The following is a 17,210-nucleotide window of genomic DNA, read 5'->3' as shown; positions in this document are numbered from 1 at the left end:
TCAGGAACAGGAAATCTGCCGGATGACCGGCTGGCAGAGATCCGGCTTGCCGCCGCAGCAATCTTCCAGCAGAAATCCGAGCAGCCCGCTGATGCCGGCATGATCGGCATGATATCGCACAGTGCGGCCGTCGCGGACGCGGCGAACCAGTCCGGCCCTGAGCAGGATCCCGAGATTGGTCGACATGGTATTCTGGCGCACACCGAGGCGTTCGCCAATTTCGCCTGACGCGAGGCCCTCGGGTCCGGCGGACACAAGAAGCCGGAACACGGCCAGCCGTGTCTCCTGGCTCAACGCCGAGAATGCGTCCAAAGCAGATTGCTGATCCATACAAGATGGGTATTGGAAGAGGCGGATTTGCGCAAGTCCGGGAAGGTCAGTTGTGATGCGTGGCACACCGAGCCTGGCCACCCCGACGATAACGTCCGACAGGTCTGGCGACCGGACAAATTCAATGCCGCGGCAGGTTGTTCCAGTGAATGTCTTCCAGCGCCTGCATGCGCGCCCTGCCATTGTCGGACTGGGCGCGTGAAACGCGGTCGATCAGCGCTTCGGCCAGTGCCAGCAAGGCCACACTTGAATCCCAGGTACGGTTGGCGTCGACGACGCAGGGCAGCACCACGCGGGCCGAGCGGGCGATCGGCGAAAGCCATGGGTCGGTGATGAGCAGGATGCGGGCCTTTCGCTCGACCAGCAGTTCTCCGAGCCGGACCAGATCGGACTGGTACCGGCGGATATCGAACAGCACCGCGACGTCGCCGGGGCGGACGTCGAGAAGCTGGTCGCGCCAGGTCGAGGTCTGTCCGTCAAAATGCCTGACATTGGGGCGGATGATCCGCAGGTGGGCCGCCATATAGGCGGCGACAGCGTCGGTGAAACGTCCCCCGAGAAAATAGCAGGTCGACTTGTGGTCCGAGAGCAAGTCACAGGCCGCCTCGAATTCGCTTTCCGGAACAGCCTTCGCCGTGGCGTCCAGATTGGCGGCGATGGCAGCAAAACTTGCCTTGAGCGCGGGATTGTCGGTGACCGGTCCGCTTGAGCGGGCCCGTTCCAGCGGCGACATCAGTTGTGCTTGGACTTCCCCGCGCAGCACGCGCTGGAAATCGGGATAAGATTCAAACCCCAGCCGCGCGACGAAGCGCAGGACCGTGGGCGCCGAGGTTCCCGCCAGCGCCGCCAGCTCCGCGATCGTCGACAACCCTATGCTCGGGTAGTTCGCAAGAAATGCATGCGCGACTTTTTTCTCCGCCCCCGGCAGCATTCCCAAGGCCGCCTGGACCTGTTCTCTTATTGCCATTTCAGTCCCCGATCCGGTATCTCGCGTTGATGTAATAAAAATTACAGTATTGACAATGATCCGGCAATCCTAATCATTGTTACGAAAGCGACCGATCCCGGCGCGCCTGCTGGGGAGCAGAAGTCAAGGTGCAGGACAAGGTGCTGATTGAACCATCAGAAGGTCCGGTGTTTGCGGTCCGCCGTCCCGACGGGGCGAGCGACGTGGTGCTGGTGTGTGAACATGCGTCGAAGATGATGCCAAGGGCGCTGGGAACCCTGGGCCTAAATCAGGCGACGCTTGAAAGTCATATCGCCTGGGATATCGGCGCCCAGGCCGTTGCCGAGCGCTTGTCCGATCTTCTCGATGCAACCCTCATCTCGCAGCGGTTCTCCCGTTTGGTCTATGATTGCAATCGCCCGCCGGATTCTGCCGATGCGTATCCCGAGCGGAGCGAAGTCTACGAGATTCCGGGCAACAAGGGGCTTGATCAGAACGAGCGGTCACGCCGCGCCGAGGCGCTTTATGTCCCCTTTCACCAGGCTGTCGATACGCTCCTGGATGAACGTCTGGCGCAGGGCCGTAACGTCCTGCTGGTGACTGTTCACTCGTTTACCCCGATCTATTTCGGCCGGCAGCGCGAAGGTTTTCTCGGAATCCTGCATGACGAGGATCGCCGGCTGGCCGATGCAATGCTTGAGGCTGCGGCGGCAGCGAAACTGGAATCGGTGAACCGGAATTATCCCTACGGTCCGGAAGACGGGGTGACGCACAGCCTGAAGCGGCATGGATTGACCCGGCAAATCCCCAACGTCATGCTTGAAATCCGCAATGATCTCGTTTCCGACGAGGCCGGACAGATTGTCTGGGCCGACCGAATAGAAGGCTTGTTGCGCCAGGCGCTGGAGCGCCTGAACCCTCAAGGAGGACGTCTTCATGCATGATTTCGCCACTCCGCAGACCGGGTGTTATGTGAAAACCCCGTTCGGTCAGGCATCCCGGACTGTTTGCGGCGATTGTTCGAGAGGTGGAGCGGCATGACTATCATCGAACGCTATATCCGGGCCGTGGATGCCTTCAACCGGCGCATCGGCCGGTTTGCGATGTATCTGATCTTTGCCCTGATGGGTGTGTTGTTCTGGTCTTCGATTACCAAATACGCGGGCGCGCCAGCGTTGTGGACGCTCGAATTCGCCCAGTTCATCATGGTTGCCTACTATTTGCTCGGTGGTCCCTATTCCATGCAGTTGGGTGATCACGTGCGGATGGATCTGGCCTATGGCGCATGGTCGCCGCGCCGCAAGGCGGCGGTTGACGCGGTCACCGTGCTGTTCCTGATCTTCTATCTCTGCGTCCTGCTCTACGGCGGGATTTCAAGCACCACCTACGCGCTCGAATATGGCGAACGGGCCCACTCGGTATGGCGGCCCTATATGTGGCCGGTCAAATTGATTGCAGCCGTCGGAATCTTCCTGATGTTGCTGCAGGCGGTTGCCGAGTTTCTCCGCGATATCCTCTTTCTGCGCGGTATCAGCGTCAACCACCAAAGCGAGGCGGGCTTTTGAGCTACGAACTAATCGCGTTGTTCATGTTCGCCTCGATGATGGCGCTGCTTCTCACCGGGCAGCGGGTGTTCGGCGTCATCGGCGCTGTCGCCGTGATTGCCGCCTTGCCGTTGTGGGGCACCGGCGGCGTCGAGATCGCTTTCGCCCAATCGATCAAGCTGATGAAATGGTATCCGCTGCTGACGCTGCCGATGTTCATTTTCATGGGCTACATGCTGTCGGAAAGCCGCATCGCCGACGATCTCTATCGAATGTTCCATGTCTGGTTTGGACCGGTTCCGGGCGGGCTTGCCATCGGCACGATCTTTCTGATGGTGGTGATTTCCGCGATGAATGGTTTGTCGGTGGCCGGCATGGCTATCGGGGCGACGATAGCGCTGCCGGAATTGCTCAGGCGCAATTATGACAAGGTGATGATCACCGGGGTGATCCAGGGCGGGTCTTCGCTCGGGATCCTGATCCCGCCATCGGTGGTGCTGGTGCTTTACGGCATGATCGCGCGACAGCCGGTGAGCCAGTTGTGGCTTGCGGGTGTGTTTCCCGGTCTTTTGATGGCCGGGTTGTTCATCGTCTATATCGCCGTGCGTTGCCAGCTGCAGCCGCATCTCGGACCGCCGCTTCCCAAGGCGGAGCGTGACGCGATTACCTGGAAAGAACGGATCAGTCTGCTCCGGGCAGGCATCCTGCCGTTCATGATCTTCTTCCTGATGAATGGCCTGTTCCTGCTGGGCTACACCAGCCTGGTGGAAAGCTCGGCCGTGGGTGCGCTGGCTTCGATGGGGGCAGCCCTGATCAAGGGCCGGCTGAACCGCGAGGTGATGGAAAATGTCATGCGCAAGACGCTTGGCATCTCCTGCATGTTCATGTGGATCATTCTGGCGGCACTGTGTTTCGGTGCCGTGTTCGATGGCCTTGGCGCGGTGCGCGCGATCGAGAATTTCTTCCTGGGCCAGCTTGGCCTCGAGCCCTGGCACGTGCTGATCCTGATGCAGCTTAGCTTCCTGCTGATGGGCACATTTCTTGACGACACGGCGATGCTGGTGATCGTGGCGCCGCTCTATGTGCCATTGGTCAAGATCCTCGGCTTCGATCTGGTCTGGTATGGCATTCTCTACACCATCACCTGCCAGATCGCTTACATGACGCCGCCGTTCGGCTACAATCTGTTCCTGATGCGCGCCATGGCGCCGCCGGAAATCAAGCTGCGTCACATCTATCTGTCCGTCATTCCCTTCGTCGCGGTCATGCTGCTCACATTGGTGATCGTGATGATGTTCCCGGAGCTGGCCTTGTGGTTGCCGCAACAGTTCCAGGGCAAGCTTCGAGGTTGAAATGAGCAGTTCGAAAGAAGACTAAACCCAAAAAGGAGAACAGCATGAGCAATATCAAGAGGCGTCAATTTCTCACCAAGGCCGGCGTTGCTGCCGGCGCTGCTGCCGGAACCGCTCTCGCCGCTCCGCCGGCCATCGCCCAGGAGCCGATCCGCTGGCGCATGCAGACCTATGCCGGTGCGACGCTCGGTCAGTTCGTAACCCAGCCTTTCGTGGATGCCTTCAACAAGGCGGCCAATGGTGAAATGGTCATCGAGCTGTTTTTCGCTGACCAGATCGTGCCAACCGGCGAATTGTTCCGCGCCATGCAGGCGGGCACCATCGACGCCGTGCACTCCGACGATGATTCGATGGCGTCGCCTGTGGAAGTCGGCCTGTTCGGTGGTTACTTCCCCTTCGCAACCCGTTCGATTCTCGACGTGCCGGTGCTGTTCCAGCAGTACGGCCTGGGCGATATCTGGCGCGAAGCCTATTCCGGCACAGGTGTTGTCTGGCTTTCGGCTGCGGGTCAGGACCCCTGCAACTTCAACACCAAGAAGGAAATCAAGAGCGTCGCCGATCTCGACGGGCTCAAGTTGTACACCTTCCCCACAGCCGGCCGCTTCCTGACGCAGTTTGGCGTGGTGCCGGTATCGATTCCCTACGAGGATGCCGAAGTCGCAGTTCAGACCGGCGAACTCGATGGCATGTCCTGGTCGGGCATCACCGAGGATTATACTGTCGGCTGGGCCAATGTGACCGACTATTTCCTGACCAACAATATCTCGGGCGCCTGGATCGGTTCCTGGTTCGCCAACGAGGAAAAGTGGAACGCACTGCCCGATCACCTCAAGGCGCTGTACATGTCCTGCATGGAAGCGGCCCATACCTTCCGCAACCAGTGGTACTGGGGCGGTGAAGCCAAGCTGCGTGCTACCGGCGACAAGCTGGAGCTTCGCTCAGTGCCGGCTTCCGACTGGAAGCAGGTTGAGGATGCCGCCGTGAAGTTCTGGGACGAAATCGCCGCGGAAAGCGAAACCAAGGCTAAGGTCATCTCGGTCTTCAAGGAGTATAACGGCGTGATCAACAAGGCCGGCTTCCCTTACGGCGAACTCTGAGCCGGATCATGACTGAAATTCCGCCTCCCGGACTTGCGCCGGGGGGCGGATTGCCACTACAGCGCCGAGACAGCTCGCGTTATTGAGGTCTGTCGCCGTCGCTTTCATCTTCTTGACGAAACGTGCGACCCTCATTTTGTCGCAGTTTCAGACTGAAGCGCCAACCACACCATCGGGACCCTATCGACATGGCCGGAAATCTTAGCTTTGAAGACCTGAAATCTGCCGCCAAATCCGGTGACATCGACACAGTGCTGGTGTGCTGCGTCGACATGCAGGGCCGCCTGATGGGCAAGCGGTTCCATGTGCAGAATTTCATCGATTCGAGCCATCAGGAAACCCACTGCTGCAACTACATGCTGGCCACGGATCTGGAAATGGCGACGCCGGACGGCTATGCGACCACGAGTTGGCGGGCGGGTTATGGCGACTATGTGATGAAGCCGGACCTTTCGACCATGCGTCGCGTGCCATGGCTTGAAGGGACCGCCATGGTGCTGTGCGATCTTCTCGATCATCACACCCATGAGCCGGTGCCGCAATCGCCGCGCCAGATCCTGAAAGTCCAGATCGCCCGGCTCAAGGCACTTGGCTTTGAGGCGATGATGGCCACCGAGCTGGAATTTTTCCTGTTCGAGCAGAGCTTCCGCGAACTGGCCCAGTCGGGCTATCGCGAGCTGACGCCGATCAGCGCCTACAATGAGGACTACCATATTCTGCAAACCACCAAGGAAGAGGGGATCATGCGTCCGGTGCGCAATCATCTCTTCGCGGCCGGGATTCCGATCGAAAACTCCAAGGGCGAGGCCGAAACCGGTCAGGAAGAGCTCAATATCCGCTATGCCGGGGCGCTCGACTGCGCCGACCACCACACCATTGCCAAGCACGCGGTCAAGGAGATTGCCTGGGCGCAGGGCCGCTCGGTGACGTTCCTGCCGAAATGGCACCCGAAGAAGGTCGGCTCGTCGTCGCATGTTCACATGTCGCTGTGGAGCGGCAAGACCCCTGCCTTCCGCGACGAGAACGGCAAGCACGGCATGTCGGATCTGATGCGCCATTTCATGGCGGGCCTGATCGAGTATGCGCCCGAATACACATGGTTCCTGGCGCCTTACGTCAACAGCTACAAGCGCTTCATGAAGGGCACATTCGCACCGACCCGCACGGTCTGGTCGGTCGACAACCGCACTGCGGGCTTCCGCCTGTGCGGCGAGGGCAGCAAGGCGGTCCGGGTGGAGTGCCGTATCGGTGGCTCCGACATGAACCCGTACCTGGCGCAGGCAGCGCTTCTCGCCGCCGGCATCAAGGGCATTGAAGACAAGCTGAAACTGGCGCCGCCGACGACCGGCGATGTCTACGAGAATGCCGAGGCCAAACATATTCCCTCGACGCTGCGCGCCTCGACCGAAACACTGCGCGGCTCGAAAATGCTGCGCGAGGCGATGGGTGACGCGGTGATTGATCACTATGTGCGCTGCGCCGAGTGGGAACAGGAAGAATTCGACAAGGCTGTCACCGACTGGGAAATCGCCCGGGGCTTCGAGCGGGTCTGACCGAACGACCAAATACAGATGAGCGAGGGCTGGCACCGGCCTGATCGGCGAGCCGCCACAAGGAGACCAGACAATGAGCAGTTTGAAACTGATATCACCGATAGACGGTTCGGTTTATGCCGAACGCCCGGTGATGGAACTGAATGCGGCCGCAGCGGCTGTAGCCCGGTCGCGCAAGGCGCAGAAGGACTGGGCCCGGCGGCCGCTGGAAGAGCGCATCGCGCTGGTGAGCGCCGGCGTTGCACGGCTCAACGAGATGAGCGACGAGGTGGTGCCGGAACTGGCCTGGATGATGGGTCGACCGATCCGCTACGGTGGCGAGTTCGGCGGCGTCAACGAGCGCTCCAACTACATGGCCGAGATCGCGGCACGGGCGCTGGCGCCGATCGAGATCGAGAATTCGGCCCGGTTCGAACGCCGCATCGAGCATGTTCCGCATGGCGTCGTCTTTGTCGTGGCGCCCTGGAACTACCCCTACATGACCGCCATCAACACGGTTGTCCCGGCGCTGATTGCGGGCAACACCGTGGTGCTCAAGCATGCGACCCAGACGCTGCTGGTCGGCGAGCGCATGGTCCGCGCCTTTAGCGAAGCCGGATTGCCCGATGACGTGTTCATCAACCTGTTCCTGGATCATCCCGGCACCGAGAAGCTGATTTCCGCCGGAAGCTTCAATTTCATCAACTTCACCGGCTCGGTCGGTGGCGGCAAGGCGATCGAGCGGGCTGCCGCAGGCACATTCACCGGCCTCGGGCTGGAGCTCGGCGGCAAGGACCCCGGCTATGTGATGGAAGACGCAGATCTTGACTGGGCTGTCGATACGCTGATGGATGGGGCGATGTTCAATGCCGGGCAGTGCTGCTGCGGCATCGAGCGGCTTTATATTGCCCGGCCATTGTATGATGCTTTTGTCGAGAAGGCTGCGGCCTGGGTCACATCGGGTCTCAAGCTCGGCAATCCGCTTGAGCAGGACACGACGATCGGGCCGATGGCCAATGTGCGTTTCGCCAGGGAAGTTCGCGCCCAGACCGAGCAAGCCATTGCCAGCGGCGCCCGCGGGCTGATCGACCCGAAGCAGTTTCCGGCCGATGATGGCGGGGCTTATCTGATGCCGCAGGTGCTGGTTGACGTGACCCATGACATGCGGGTGATGCGTGACGAGAGCTTCGGTCCGGTGGTCGGCATCATGCCGGTCGACAGTGACGAAGAGGCGCTTGCGCTGATGAATGATTGCCAGTTTGGTCTGACAGCTTCGCTGTGGACCAACGACACCGAGCGCGCCGCCCGCATCGGAGGCGAGATCGAGACCGGCACCGTGTTCATGAACCGCGCCGATTATCTCGATCCGGCTTTGTGCTGGACCGGCTGCAAGGCCACCGGCCGTGGCGGGTCGCTGTCTGAAATCGGCTTCCACAACCTCACCCGTCCCAAATCCTATCACATGAGAAAGAAATCCGCATGAGCCCGCGCGCCAACTGGTCCTATCCCACAGCAATCCGTTTTGGCGCAGGGCGCATTTCGGAACTTGCCGAAGCCTGCCTGACCGCCGGAATAAAGCTGCCGCTTCTGGTCACCGACCGCGGACTTGCTTCGCTGCCGATCACTGCGCAGGCGCTCGATATTCTCGATGCCGCGGGCCTTGGCCGGGCAATCTTCTCCGAGGTTGATCCGAATCCGAACGAGAAAAACCTCGAGGCAGGCGTCGCTGCCTTCAAGGCTGGCGGTCACGACGGCGTCATCGCCTTTGGCGGCGGCTCGGGTCTTGATCTGGGCAAGTTGATCGCATTTCAGGCCGGCCAAAGCCGTCAGGTCTGGGATTTCGAGGATATCGGTGACTGGTGGACCCGCGCCAATGCTGAGACCATTGCGCCGATCATCGCGGTGCCGACAACTGCGGGCACCGGTTCGGAAGTCGGCCGTGCCGGCGTGCTGACCAATTCGCTCACTCACGTCAAGAAGATCATCTTCCACCCCAAACTGCTTCCGGCGATCACGATCTGCGATCCGGAACTGACCGTGGGCATGCCGAGGATCATCACGGTCGGCACCGGCATGGATGCGTTCGCACATTGCCTGGAGGCTTATTCATCGCCGTTCTACCATCCGATGAGCCAGGGTATCGCGCTCGAAGGCATGCGGCTGGTCAAGGACAATCTGCCGCTGGTGGTCGCCGACGGATCCAATGTCGCCGCGCGCGCGGAAATGATGAGCGCGGCTGCGATGGGCGCGGTGGCGTTTCAGAAGGGCCTTGGCGCCATTCACGCCCTGTCGCATCCAATCGGCGCGGTCTACAATACCCACCATGGCATGACCAATGCGGTGGTAATGCCGCCGGTGCTGAAACTGAACCGGCCGGAGATCGAGGAGCGGATCGCCCGTGCCTCCGATTATCTGGGAATTGCCGGGGGATTTGACGGCTTCTACGATTTCGTCCTCAAGCTTCGCGCCGATCTGGGCGTTCCCGACAAGCTTGCAGAGCTTGGTGTGGGGCGCGATCGGATTGACGAGATGACGGCAATGGCGCTGGAAGACCCCAGTGCCGGAGGCAATCCCGTGAAAATGACGGCCGAAAATACCAAGGCCCTGTTTGAGGCCTGCATCTGAAACCAACCCGCCTTCGCTTGTGCCGGGGTCACAACAATCTCCGGTCAAGCCATCCATGAAGCCGTTGCGTACCTGGGGTGCGTGACGGTTTCTTCGTATTTGGAGTGCGGCAATTTGGATCGGTCACCCTTTTCCGAATTGTGCTATTAACTTTTGCAACTTTTGGATTTAGCGTTATTATGATAAATTGAGTCAGCTTTGCTCGCAAATACTGCTTTGAAATATCTTGAATGCGAGGGGGGAACTATGAACATGAACACCGTTCTGCGGTTTCTGGATGCCGAGAGAGATAAAGAGGAAAGCGCCGATGATATCCGCGCACGTTTATCTTCAGTTATCAGCAGCCTTGGTTTTGATTTCTTTACGCTCGTCCGGCAACCGGGTCCGGAGAGCGATGCAAACGAGATCATGCTGGCCGGGCAATGGCCAAAGGGCTGGCCGGAACTCTATGTAAAGCGGAAATATGCCGCTATCGACCCGATGATCAGGTATCTCGGCCATAGCCAGCACGGCTATCGCTGGAGTGAACCGATGCTGGCGTTCGAACAGGATCCGCATCGCAAGCGCATCGAACGCATGATGAGCGATGCGCGAGGCCATGGCCTGGAAGATGGTTATGTCTTTCCGGTTCACGGGCGGCGCGGGCTTGTCGGCGTACTCTCCGTGGCAGGCCAGGTGATCGACCTGACGCCTTCCGAAATATCGATCATGGATGCGCTGGCCAAGCGGGCGTTCTGGGATATTCTCCAGGCGCTTGACCCGGGTGCCTATGAGCGGATTGCCCGTCCGGTTTCGGTTCAAATGACTCGTCGCGAGATGGAAACGCTTGAATATCTTGGCTACGGGATGACCTCCAACGAGATGGGCGCCACGCTTGGATTGTCGGCGCATACTGTTGACTGGTACATGAACGGCATTCAGGAAAAACTGCATGCTAGGAACCGTCACCATGTGGTGGCGATTGCCTTCAGGCTCGGCCTGATCTCCTGATCCCTTTTGCCGCTGCCGGTTGGGATGTTTGAAGCGTCGGACGGTGAGCAGACGAGCGTTAAGCGTGGCGGTCCGGGTGCTGCCGGCATAGGGTGCCCGGAACCGGAGCGCGAGTGACCGGATCACCCTATCTTGGCGCAACCAGGCCGGTGCTATTTGCGCTGCAGCAAAACAGACGCTAATGATTGAGGCCGGGGTTTGTTCAGCCCCTTGCCCCTTCGCCCAAACTCCGGAGCTTGTCTGTGACGATTTCGAAAATCCTTGTCGCCAATCGGTCAGAAATTGCCATTCGCGTGTTTCGCGCGGCCAACGAGTTAGGCATGAAAACAGTCGCCATCTGGGCGGAGGAAGACAAGCTTGCGCTGCACCGTTTCAAGGCCGACGAATCCTATCAGGTGGGCCGCGGCCCGCATCTGGCGCACGACATGGGGCCGATCGAAAGCTATCTGTCGATAGATGAAGTGATCCGGGTCGCAAAACTGTCAGGCGCCGATGCCATCCATCCCGGGTACGGGCTGTTGTCGGAAAGTCCGGAGTTTGCGGACGCCTGCGCTGAAAATGGCATTATCTTTATCGGACCCAAGCCCGATACGATGCGACGGCTGGGCAACAAGGTCGCAGCGCGCAATCTTGCCATCGAAATTGGCGTGCCGGTGGTGCCTGCCACCAAACCGCTGCCCGACGACATGGATGAAGTCGCCCGCATGGCCGACGAGATCGGATATCCGATCATGCTGAAAGCTTCCTGGGGCGGCGGCGGTCGCGGCATGCGCGCCATCCGCGATCCGAAGGACCTGGCCCGTGAAGTCATCGAAGCCAAGCGCGAAGCCATGGCCGCCTTCGGCAAGGATGAGGTCTATCTGGAGAAGCTGGTTGAACGCGCCCGCCATGTCGAAAGCCAGATTCTTGGCGACACCCATGGCAACGCCGTGCACCTTTTCGAGCGTGACTGCTCGGTGCAACGGCGCAACCAGAAGGTGGTTGAGCGCGCGCCTGCGCCTTATCTGAGCGGAGCCCAGCGGCAGGAACTGGCGGCCTATTCGCTGAAAATCGCCAACGCCACGGGATATGTCGGCGCCGGAACAGTTGAATATCTTATGGATATCGACACCGGGGCCTTCTACTTCATCGAGGTCAATCCGCGCATTCAGGTCGAACACACGGTGACCGAGGAAGTGACCGGCATCGACATCGTCAAGGCGCAGATCCATATCCTGGAAGGCGAAGTCATCGGCACGCCGGAATCGGGCGTGCCTGCGCAGGCCGATATCCGGCTCAATGGCCATGCCTTGCAGTGTCGCATCACGACGGAAGATCCCGAGCAGAATTTCATTCCCGACTACGGCCGGATCACCGCCTATCGCGGCGCCACCGGCTTCGGCATCCGGCTTGACGGCGGCACCGCCTATTCAGGCGCGGTGATCACCCGGTTCTATGATCCGCTGCTGGAAAAAGTCACTGCCTGGGCACCCACTCCGGATGAAACGATCAAGCGGATGGACCGGGCCCTGCGCGAGTTCCGTATCCGTGGTGTGGCCACCAATCTGACCTTTCTGGAAGCGATCATCGGTCATCCGGAGTTTCGCAACAACACCTACACGACGCGATTTATCGATACCACGCCTGAACTGTTCGAGCAGGTCAAGCGTCAGGACCGCGCCACCAAACTGCTTACCTATCTGGCGGATGTCACGGTCAATGGCCATCCCGAAACCAAGGGAAGGCCGTTGCCGGTCGAGGATGCCGCAGCCCCGCGCGTTCCCTATGTCGAAGGCGATGTGCCTGCGGGAACGCGGCAATTGCTTGAAGATCTTGGTCCTGAAGGATTTGCGGCATGGATGCGGGCGCAAACCCGCGTGCTGATCACCGACACAACCATGCGCGACGGCCACCAGTCGCTGCTCGCCACCCGGATGCGGACACATGATATCGCGGCAATCGCGGGCGCTTACGCCAAGGCGCTGCCGAACCTTCTGTCGCTGGAATGCTGGGGCGGCGCCACCTTCGACGTGTCGATGCGGTTCTTGACCGAAGACCCGTGGGAGCGGCTGGAAATGGTGCGTCAGGGCGCGCCGAACCTGTTGTTGCAGATGCTGCTGCGCGGCGCCAACGGGGTTGGCTACAAGAACTATCCTGACAATGTGGTCAAGCATTTCGTGCGTCAGGCGGCACAGGGGGGCATTGATCTTTTCCGGGTGTTTGACTGCCTCAACTGGGTTGAGAACATGCGCGTTTCGATGGATGCGGTGCGCGAGCAAAACAAGCTTTGCGAAGCCACCATCTGTTACACTGGCGACATTCTCAATTCCGCCCGTCCGAAATACGATCTCAAATACTATACGGCACTGGCCGTGGAACTTGAAAAGGCCGGCGCGCATATCATTGCGGTCAAGGACATGGCCGGGCTGCTGAAACCGGCCGCAGCGCGGCAGTTGTTCACCGCGCTGCGCGAGTCCACCGATCTTCCGATCCATTTCCACACCCACGACACGTCGGGCATATCGGCCGCGACGGTGCTTGCGGCGGTCGACAGCGGTGTTGATGCCGTGGATGCGGCGATGGACTCGCTGTCAGGCAACACCTCGCAGCCTTGTCTGGGTTCCATCGTCGAAGCGCTCAAGGGTCATGAACGCGATCCGGGACTCGACACCGAATGGATCCGGCGCATTTCGTTTTACTGGGAAGCGGTGCGTAACCAGTACGCCGCGTTCGAGAGCGACCTCAAGGGGCCAGCCTCGGAAGTCTATCTGCACGAGATGCCAGGCGGGCAGTTTACCAATCTCAAGGAACAGGCCCGCTCGCTCGGGTTGGAAACCCGCTGGCACGAGGTGGCGCAGGCCTATGCCGATGCCAACCAGATGTTTGGCGATATCGTCAAGGTGACGCCCTCTTCCAAGGTTGTTGGCGACATGGCGTTGATGATGGTCAGCCAGGATTTGAGCGTCGCCGACGTTGAAAACCCGGCCAAGGACGTGTCGTTCCCCGAATCGGTGGTGTCGATGATGCGCGGCGATCTGGGGCAGCCGCCAGCCGGCTGGCCGAAGGCCCTGCAGCACAAGGTGCTCAAGGGTGAGGAAGCCTATACCGCGCGCCCGGGCTCGTTGCTGCCGGATGCGGATCTTGAAGCCGAGCGTGCGGAGATCGAAGCCAAGCTTGAGCGCAAGATCAGCGAGAACGAGTTTGCTTCCTACCTGATGTACCCGAAAGTGTTCACCGATTTCGCTCTTGCCACCGAGACCTACGGGCCAGTCAGCATGTTGCCGACACCGGCGTATTTCTATGGAATTCCGGTCGGTGGCGAGTTGTTCATCGAAATCGAGAAGGGCAAGACGCTGGTGGTCCAGAATCTGGCCCAGGGCGAAGCTGACGAAAAAGGCATGGTTACGGTGTTCTTCGAACTCAATGGTCAGCCGCGGCGGGTCAAGGTGCCGGACCGGGCGCATGGCGCTTCGGGCGCGGCGGCGCGCCGCAAGGCCGAGCTCGGAAACGACGCCCATGTCGCGGCTCCGATGCCCGGCGTGATCTCCACGGTCGCGGTCAGCCAGGGGCAGGACGTCAAGGCCGGCGATGTTCTGGTGTCGATTGAAGCGATGAAGATGGAAACCGCGATCCACGCCGAACGTGATGGCACGCTGGCGGAAGTTCTGGTCAAGACAGGCGATCAGATCGACGCCAAGGACCTTCTCGTGGTCTATGCCTGACGCGATTGCCCGGTCAAATCCGCAGAGCGCCCTCGCGCGTCATGCTACGAACATGATGGGCGAGCGGCTTATACCCGGAATCGGATTAACGGGCTTGCGCTTGGCGGATTGATTTCGCATTGTCGCGGGCAATCCGCACCCGCCGCGTATTTGCGCCGCGGGGCGCTTTTTTCAGTTCCGGGGATTCACCATGCTTGCCGCCATACCATTGATGATCGTTCCGTTGATTGGGTATAATTTGATCCTGGTGGGTCTGTTCGGCGGCGGTATTGCCGGGTTGGGATCGACCATCACATCGCTGTCGATGATGTCGGGCGCGGTCTGGACGATGAGCATGGGCGATTTGCTGATCGTCGTGGCGTTGGCGCTGTTGTTTGTCGAAGTGTTGAAGGCGACGCGGACCGGGCCCTGGTCGGTGATTGATCACATGCTGTCGATGTTCGTGTTTGTAGCGTTCCTGGTGGAATTCCTGCTGGTGCGGGATGCGGCCACCCAGGTGTTTTTCATCCTGATGGTGATCGCCTTCATCGATGTGATCGCCGGCTTCTCAGTCTCGATCCGCTCGGCGGGACGTGACGTTTCGATTGGCCTGTAAGCCGAAAATTCTCGCATTCAGCCTGCATCTGGCTTGAAGCCTGCGGCTTCAATGCCGGCAATGGCGGCGATCTCGTCATTGTCGGAGGTGTCTCCGGTAATCCCGACAGCGCCGATAATGGTTCCCTCAAGGTTGCGGATCAGCACCCCGCCGGGGACTGCGACGATTTTCCCGCCGGACACGGCTGACAGGCCTTCGAGAAAATGCGGCCGGGTTTCGGCCTGGGCATTGAGCCAGCGAGAGCCAACGCCGACTGCCAGCGCGCCATACGCCTTGCCGCTGGCGATTTCGAACCGCAGCATCGACGCGCCGTCCTGGCGCTGGAAGGCTTTGACATGGCCGCCGGCGTCGAGCACCACCACGGCCAGCGGCTTGAGGCCGAGGTCCTTGCCCTTCGCGAGCGCGGAGGTAATGATTTCAAGCGCCTTGGCGAGTGTAACGTCGGTCATGCCGAATACCTTTCAATCCAGTGTCGAAAAACAGATCAGACGCTTATAGGCCCTGAACCGTGCCTGGCGCCACCGATTTGGCGGTGTTTGACGCAGGGAAGCTGTTTGTCCGGAACAGAAACAATACGCAGCTTTTCACGCGCGCCCGATGCAATTGATGCAGGCGTTATCGTGAAACTCCGGGTATCATCCGGTCAGCTGTCGATGGAGTTGATCTTGTCCTGAAGCTGCTTGAGCTGGGTTTTGAGGTCGTCGATATCCTTGGAGGTGTCCGACTTCTTTGGAGCTTCTTCCGGTGTCGCGGAATGCGCCAGCGCGAAGGGGGAAAACATCTGCATCGCTTTCTGGAACATTTCAGTGTTGCGGCGGACCTGATCCTCGACCAATTGGATCGGCAACTGGATGTTGCGGGCGACCGGGTTTTCTCCATAGGATTTGGTGATCTGGGCGCGGAGCTGATCCTGCTGTCCGGTCAGCGCCGACATTGAATGTTCGAGATAACTCGGCACCACCATTTGCAACTGATCACCGTAAATCGCAATCAACTGCCGCAGGAAGGAAACCGGAAGCAGTGTATTGCCGGTCTTGGATTCCTGTTCGAAAATGATCTGGGTGAGAACCGAATGGGTGATGTCGTCGCCGCTCTTGGCGTCCAGCACCGAGAAGTCCTCGCCCTTCTTGACCATGACAGCCAGATCATCAAGCGTTACATAGGTGCTGGTTCCGGTGTTGTAGAGGCGGCGATTGGCATATTTCTTGATTGTCACCGGGCCGCTGTTCTTCGCCATATCCACTCTCCTCAAAGGTCTCCCCAGACCTGAACTTCACACAATGGCTCGACTGTAGGCGAAAACGCCATACAATGACAATTCCTTTGTGCATTGCGGCGAAAGAGGCTGTAATCCCTCAGACTATAGTCCTTATTGAACCGATTGCATGAGAGAATTGACTTTCTGGCGTTTGACAGGAACCTCAGCCTCCGGCACGTTCGGGTCAAATTCGTTCCATCATATGACAGGGAAAATCCACCATGAGCTCTATCGTTATCGCCAGCGCCGCCCGTACTCCGGTCGGATCTTTCAACGGTACTCTGTCCTCGGTTGCCGCCCATGATCTGGGAGCGGTCGCCATCAAGGCGGCGCTTGAACGCGCCGGCGTTGCGCCCGCGGAAGTCGACGAGGTCATCCTCGGTCAAATCCTGTCCGCAGGACAGGGCCAGAACCCTGCGCGCCAGGCGGCGATGGCTGCCGGCATTCCGCAGGAAGCCACGGCCTGGGGGCTCAACCAGCTCTGCGGTTCGGGCTTGCGCGCCGTTGCGCTCGGCATGCAGCAGATCGCCACAGGTGACGCGAACATCATCGTGGCTGGCGGCCAGGAATCGATGTCGATGGCACCGCACGCCATTCACTTGCGCAATGGCGTGAAGATGGGCAACGCGGGTATGGTCGACACCATGATGCTGGATGCGCTGACCGACGCGTTCTACAATTACCTGATGGGCAATACCGCCGAGAATGTTGCCAAGCAGTGGCAGTTGTCGCGCGACGAGCAGGATGCCTTTGCGGTCAATTCGCAGAACAAGGCGGAAGCCGCGCAAAAGGCCGGCAAGTTCAAGGATGAAATCGCGGCTGTGACGATCAAGGGCCGCAAGGGCGACACCGTCGTCGAAGAAGACGAGTACATCAAGCATGGTGTGACCGTCGAAGGCATTTCCAAGCTGCGGCCTGCGTTCGACAAGGAAGGCACCGTAACAGCCGCCAATGCGTCCGGTATCAACGATGGCGCAGCGGTCACCGTGCTGATGAGCGAAGCCGAGGCCTCCAAGCGCGGCATCACCCCGATGGCGCGAATCGTTTCCTGGGCAACCGCCGGCGTTGATCCGCAGATCATGGGCACCGGCCCGATCCCGGCGTCGCGCAAGGCGCTGGAAAAAGCCGGCTGGAGTGTTGGCGATCTCGATCTGGTGGAGGCCAACGAAGCGTTTGCAGCACAGGCCTGCGCGGTCAACAAGGACATGGGCTGGAACCCCGACATCGTCAACGTCAACGG

At 59.9% G+C, this 17,210-nt stretch carries 15 protein-coding genes; 11 read left to right on the top strand and 4 right to left on the bottom strand.

All coding sequences use genetic code 11. The annotated features are described in order from the left end of the window. Both ABJN75_RS12785 and ABJN75_RS12780 read right to left on the bottom strand, forming a co-directional pair. Positions 1 to 330 carry a helix-turn-helix domain-containing protein gene (locus tag ABJN75_RS12785; protein ID WP_348439980.1) on the bottom strand — a complete coding sequence of 110 codons (330 nt, stop codon included), beginning with the start codon at positions 328 to 330 and terminating at the stop codon, positions 1 to 3. 121 nt (positions 331 to 451) lie between these two features. After that, the gene (locus tag ABJN75_RS12780) at positions 452 to 1,297 is read right to left on the bottom strand and encodes a MurR/RpiR family transcriptional regulator (RefSeq protein WP_348439979.1); all 846 of its coding nucleotides are present in this window, start codon (positions 1,295 to 1,297) and stop codon (positions 452 to 454) included. Positions 1,298 to 1,425: 128 nt separating this feature from the next. Here ABJN75_RS12780 and ABJN75_RS12775 point away from each other — a divergent pair, with 128 nt between their 5' ends. The 10 genes from ABJN75_RS12775 (at position 1,426) to ABJN75_RS12730 (ending at position 14,712) form a co-directional block, all read left to right on the top strand. Next, on the top strand, positions 1,426 to 2,220 hold the full coding sequence (locus ABJN75_RS12775; RefSeq protein WP_348439978.1) for an N-formylglutamate amidohydrolase: 795 nt from the start codon (positions 1,426 to 1,428) through the stop codon (positions 2,218 to 2,220). Between the two features lie 93 nt (positions 2,221 to 2,313). Further along, positions 2,314 to 2,841 carry a TRAP transporter small permease subunit gene (locus ABJN75_RS12770; RefSeq protein WP_348439977.1) on the top strand — a complete coding sequence of 176 codons (528 nt, stop codon included), beginning with the start codon at positions 2,314 to 2,316 and terminating at the stop codon, positions 2,839 to 2,841. Further along, the gene (locus tag ABJN75_RS12765) at positions 2,838 to 4,172 is read left to right on the top strand and encodes a TRAP transporter large permease subunit (RefSeq protein WP_348439976.1); all 1,335 of its coding nucleotides are present in this window, start codon (positions 2,838 to 2,840) and stop codon (positions 4,170 to 4,172) included. The genes ABJN75_RS12770 and ABJN75_RS12765 overlap by 4 nt, the downstream gene beginning before the upstream one ends. 44 nt (positions 4,173 to 4,216) lie before the next feature. Continuing rightward, on the top strand, positions 4,217 to 5,269 hold the full coding sequence (locus ABJN75_RS12760) for a TRAP transporter substrate-binding protein (protein WP_348439975.1): 1,053 nt from the start codon (positions 4,217 to 4,219) through the stop codon (positions 5,267 to 5,269). 188 nt (positions 5,270 to 5,457) lie between these two features. Continuing rightward, complete coding sequence (locus ABJN75_RS12755) at positions 5,458 to 6,822, top strand: glutamine synthetase family protein (RefSeq protein ID WP_348439974.1); 1,365 nt, start codon at positions 5,458 to 5,460, stop codon at positions 6,820 to 6,822. 73 nt (positions 6,823 to 6,895) lie between these two features. Further along, on the top strand, positions 6,896 to 8,284 hold the full coding sequence (locus ABJN75_RS12750) for an aldehyde dehydrogenase family protein (RefSeq protein WP_348439973.1): 1,389 nt from the start codon (positions 6,896 to 6,898) through the stop codon (positions 8,282 to 8,284). Next, positions 8,281 to 9,426: an iron-containing alcohol dehydrogenase gene (locus ABJN75_RS12745; protein WP_348439972.1), complete on the top strand. Its 1,146-nt coding sequence runs from the start codon at positions 8,281 to 8,283 to the stop codon at positions 9,424 to 9,426. The genes ABJN75_RS12750 and ABJN75_RS12745 overlap by 4 nt, the downstream gene beginning before the upstream one ends. Positions 9,427 to 9,678: 252 nt before the next feature. Beyond that, complete coding sequence (locus ABJN75_RS12740) at positions 9,679 to 10,416, top strand: autoinducer binding domain-containing protein (protein ID WP_348439971.1); 738 nt, start codon at positions 9,679 to 9,681, stop codon at positions 10,414 to 10,416. A gap of 242 nt (positions 10,417 to 10,658) precedes the next feature. After that, complete coding sequence (pyc, locus tag ABJN75_RS12735; RefSeq protein ID WP_348439970.1) at positions 10,659 to 14,117, top strand: pyruvate carboxylase; 3,459 nt, start codon at positions 10,659 to 10,661, stop codon at positions 14,115 to 14,117. 190 nt (positions 14,118 to 14,307) lie between these two features. Beyond that, positions 14,308 to 14,712, top strand: coding sequence for a hypothetical protein (locus tag ABJN75_RS12730; RefSeq protein WP_348439969.1), 405 nt, complete (start codon positions 14,308 to 14,310; stop codon positions 14,710 to 14,712). Between the two features lie 17 nt (positions 14,713 to 14,729). Here the strand turns inward: ABJN75_RS12730 and ABJN75_RS12725 are convergent, their stop codons facing one another. Further along, entirely contained in the window at positions 14,730 to 15,161 is a 432-nt protein-coding gene (locus ABJN75_RS12725) for a heme-binding protein (protein ID WP_348439968.1), read from the bottom strand. A gap of 194 nt (positions 15,162 to 15,355) precedes the next feature. Further along, entirely contained in the window at positions 15,356 to 15,949 is a 594-nt protein-coding gene (gene phaR, locus ABJN75_RS12720) for a polyhydroxyalkanoate synthesis repressor PhaR (protein WP_348439967.1), read from the bottom strand. A 242-nt stretch (positions 15,950 to 16,191) separates the two neighbouring features. On the opposite strand from phaR, the gene ABJN75_RS12715 reads away from it, so the two are divergent. Continuing rightward, positions 16,192 to 17,210 (top strand): acetyl-CoA C-acetyltransferase (locus ABJN75_RS12715; RefSeq protein WP_348439966.1); only part of this gene is annotated, 1,019 nt, incomplete at its 3' end.

It is taken from the genome of Hoeflea sp., from assembly GCF_039975035.1.
GTDB lineage: Bacteria > Pseudomonadota > Alphaproteobacteria > Rhizobiales > Rhizobiaceae > Hoeflea.
Note: the sequence above shows the minus strand (reverse complement) of the source record. Positions and strands in the feature narration are given on the sequence as shown.

Excerpts from the sequence above, each read along its gene's own strand:
- ABJN75_RS12785 (WP_348439980.1), bottom strand. The coding sequence starts at position 330 with ATGGATCAGCAATCTGCTTTGGACGCATTCTCGGCGTTGAGCCAGGAG.
- ABJN75_RS12780 (WP_348439979.1), bottom strand. The coding sequence starts at position 1,297 with ATGGCAATAAGAGAACAGGTCCAGGCGGCCTTGGGAATGCTGCCGGGG.
- ABJN75_RS12770 (WP_348439977.1), top strand. The coding sequence starts at position 2,314 with ATGACTATCATCGAACGCTATATCCGGGCCGTGGATGCCTTCAACCGG.
- ABJN75_RS12760 (WP_348439975.1), top strand. The coding sequence starts at position 4,217 with ATGAGCAATATCAAGAGGCGTCAATTTCTCACCAAGGCCGGCGTTGCT.
- ABJN75_RS12755 (WP_348439974.1), top strand. The coding sequence starts at position 5,458 with ATGGCCGGAAATCTTAGCTTTGAAGACCTGAAATCTGCCGCCAAATCC.
- ABJN75_RS12750 (WP_348439973.1), top strand. The coding sequence starts at position 6,896 with ATGAGCAGTTTGAAACTGATATCACCGATAGACGGTTCGGTTTATGCC.
- ABJN75_RS12745 (WP_348439972.1), top strand. The coding sequence starts at position 8,281 with ATGAGCCCGCGCGCCAACTGGTCCTATCCCACAGCAATCCGTTTTGGC.
- ABJN75_RS12740 (WP_348439971.1), top strand. The coding sequence starts at position 9,679 with ATGAACACCGTTCTGCGGTTTCTGGATGCCGAGAGAGATAAAGAGGAA.
- ABJN75_RS12730 (WP_348439969.1), top strand. The coding sequence starts at position 14,308 with ATGCTTGCCGCCATACCATTGATGATCGTTCCGTTGATTGGGTATAAT.
- ABJN75_RS12725 (WP_348439968.1), bottom strand. The coding sequence starts at position 15,161 with ATGACCGACGTTACACTCGCCAAGGCGCTTGAAATCATTACCTCCGCG.
- phaR (WP_348439967.1), bottom strand. The coding sequence starts at position 15,949 with ATGGCGAAGAACAGCGGCCCGGTGACAATCAAGAAATATGCCAATCGC.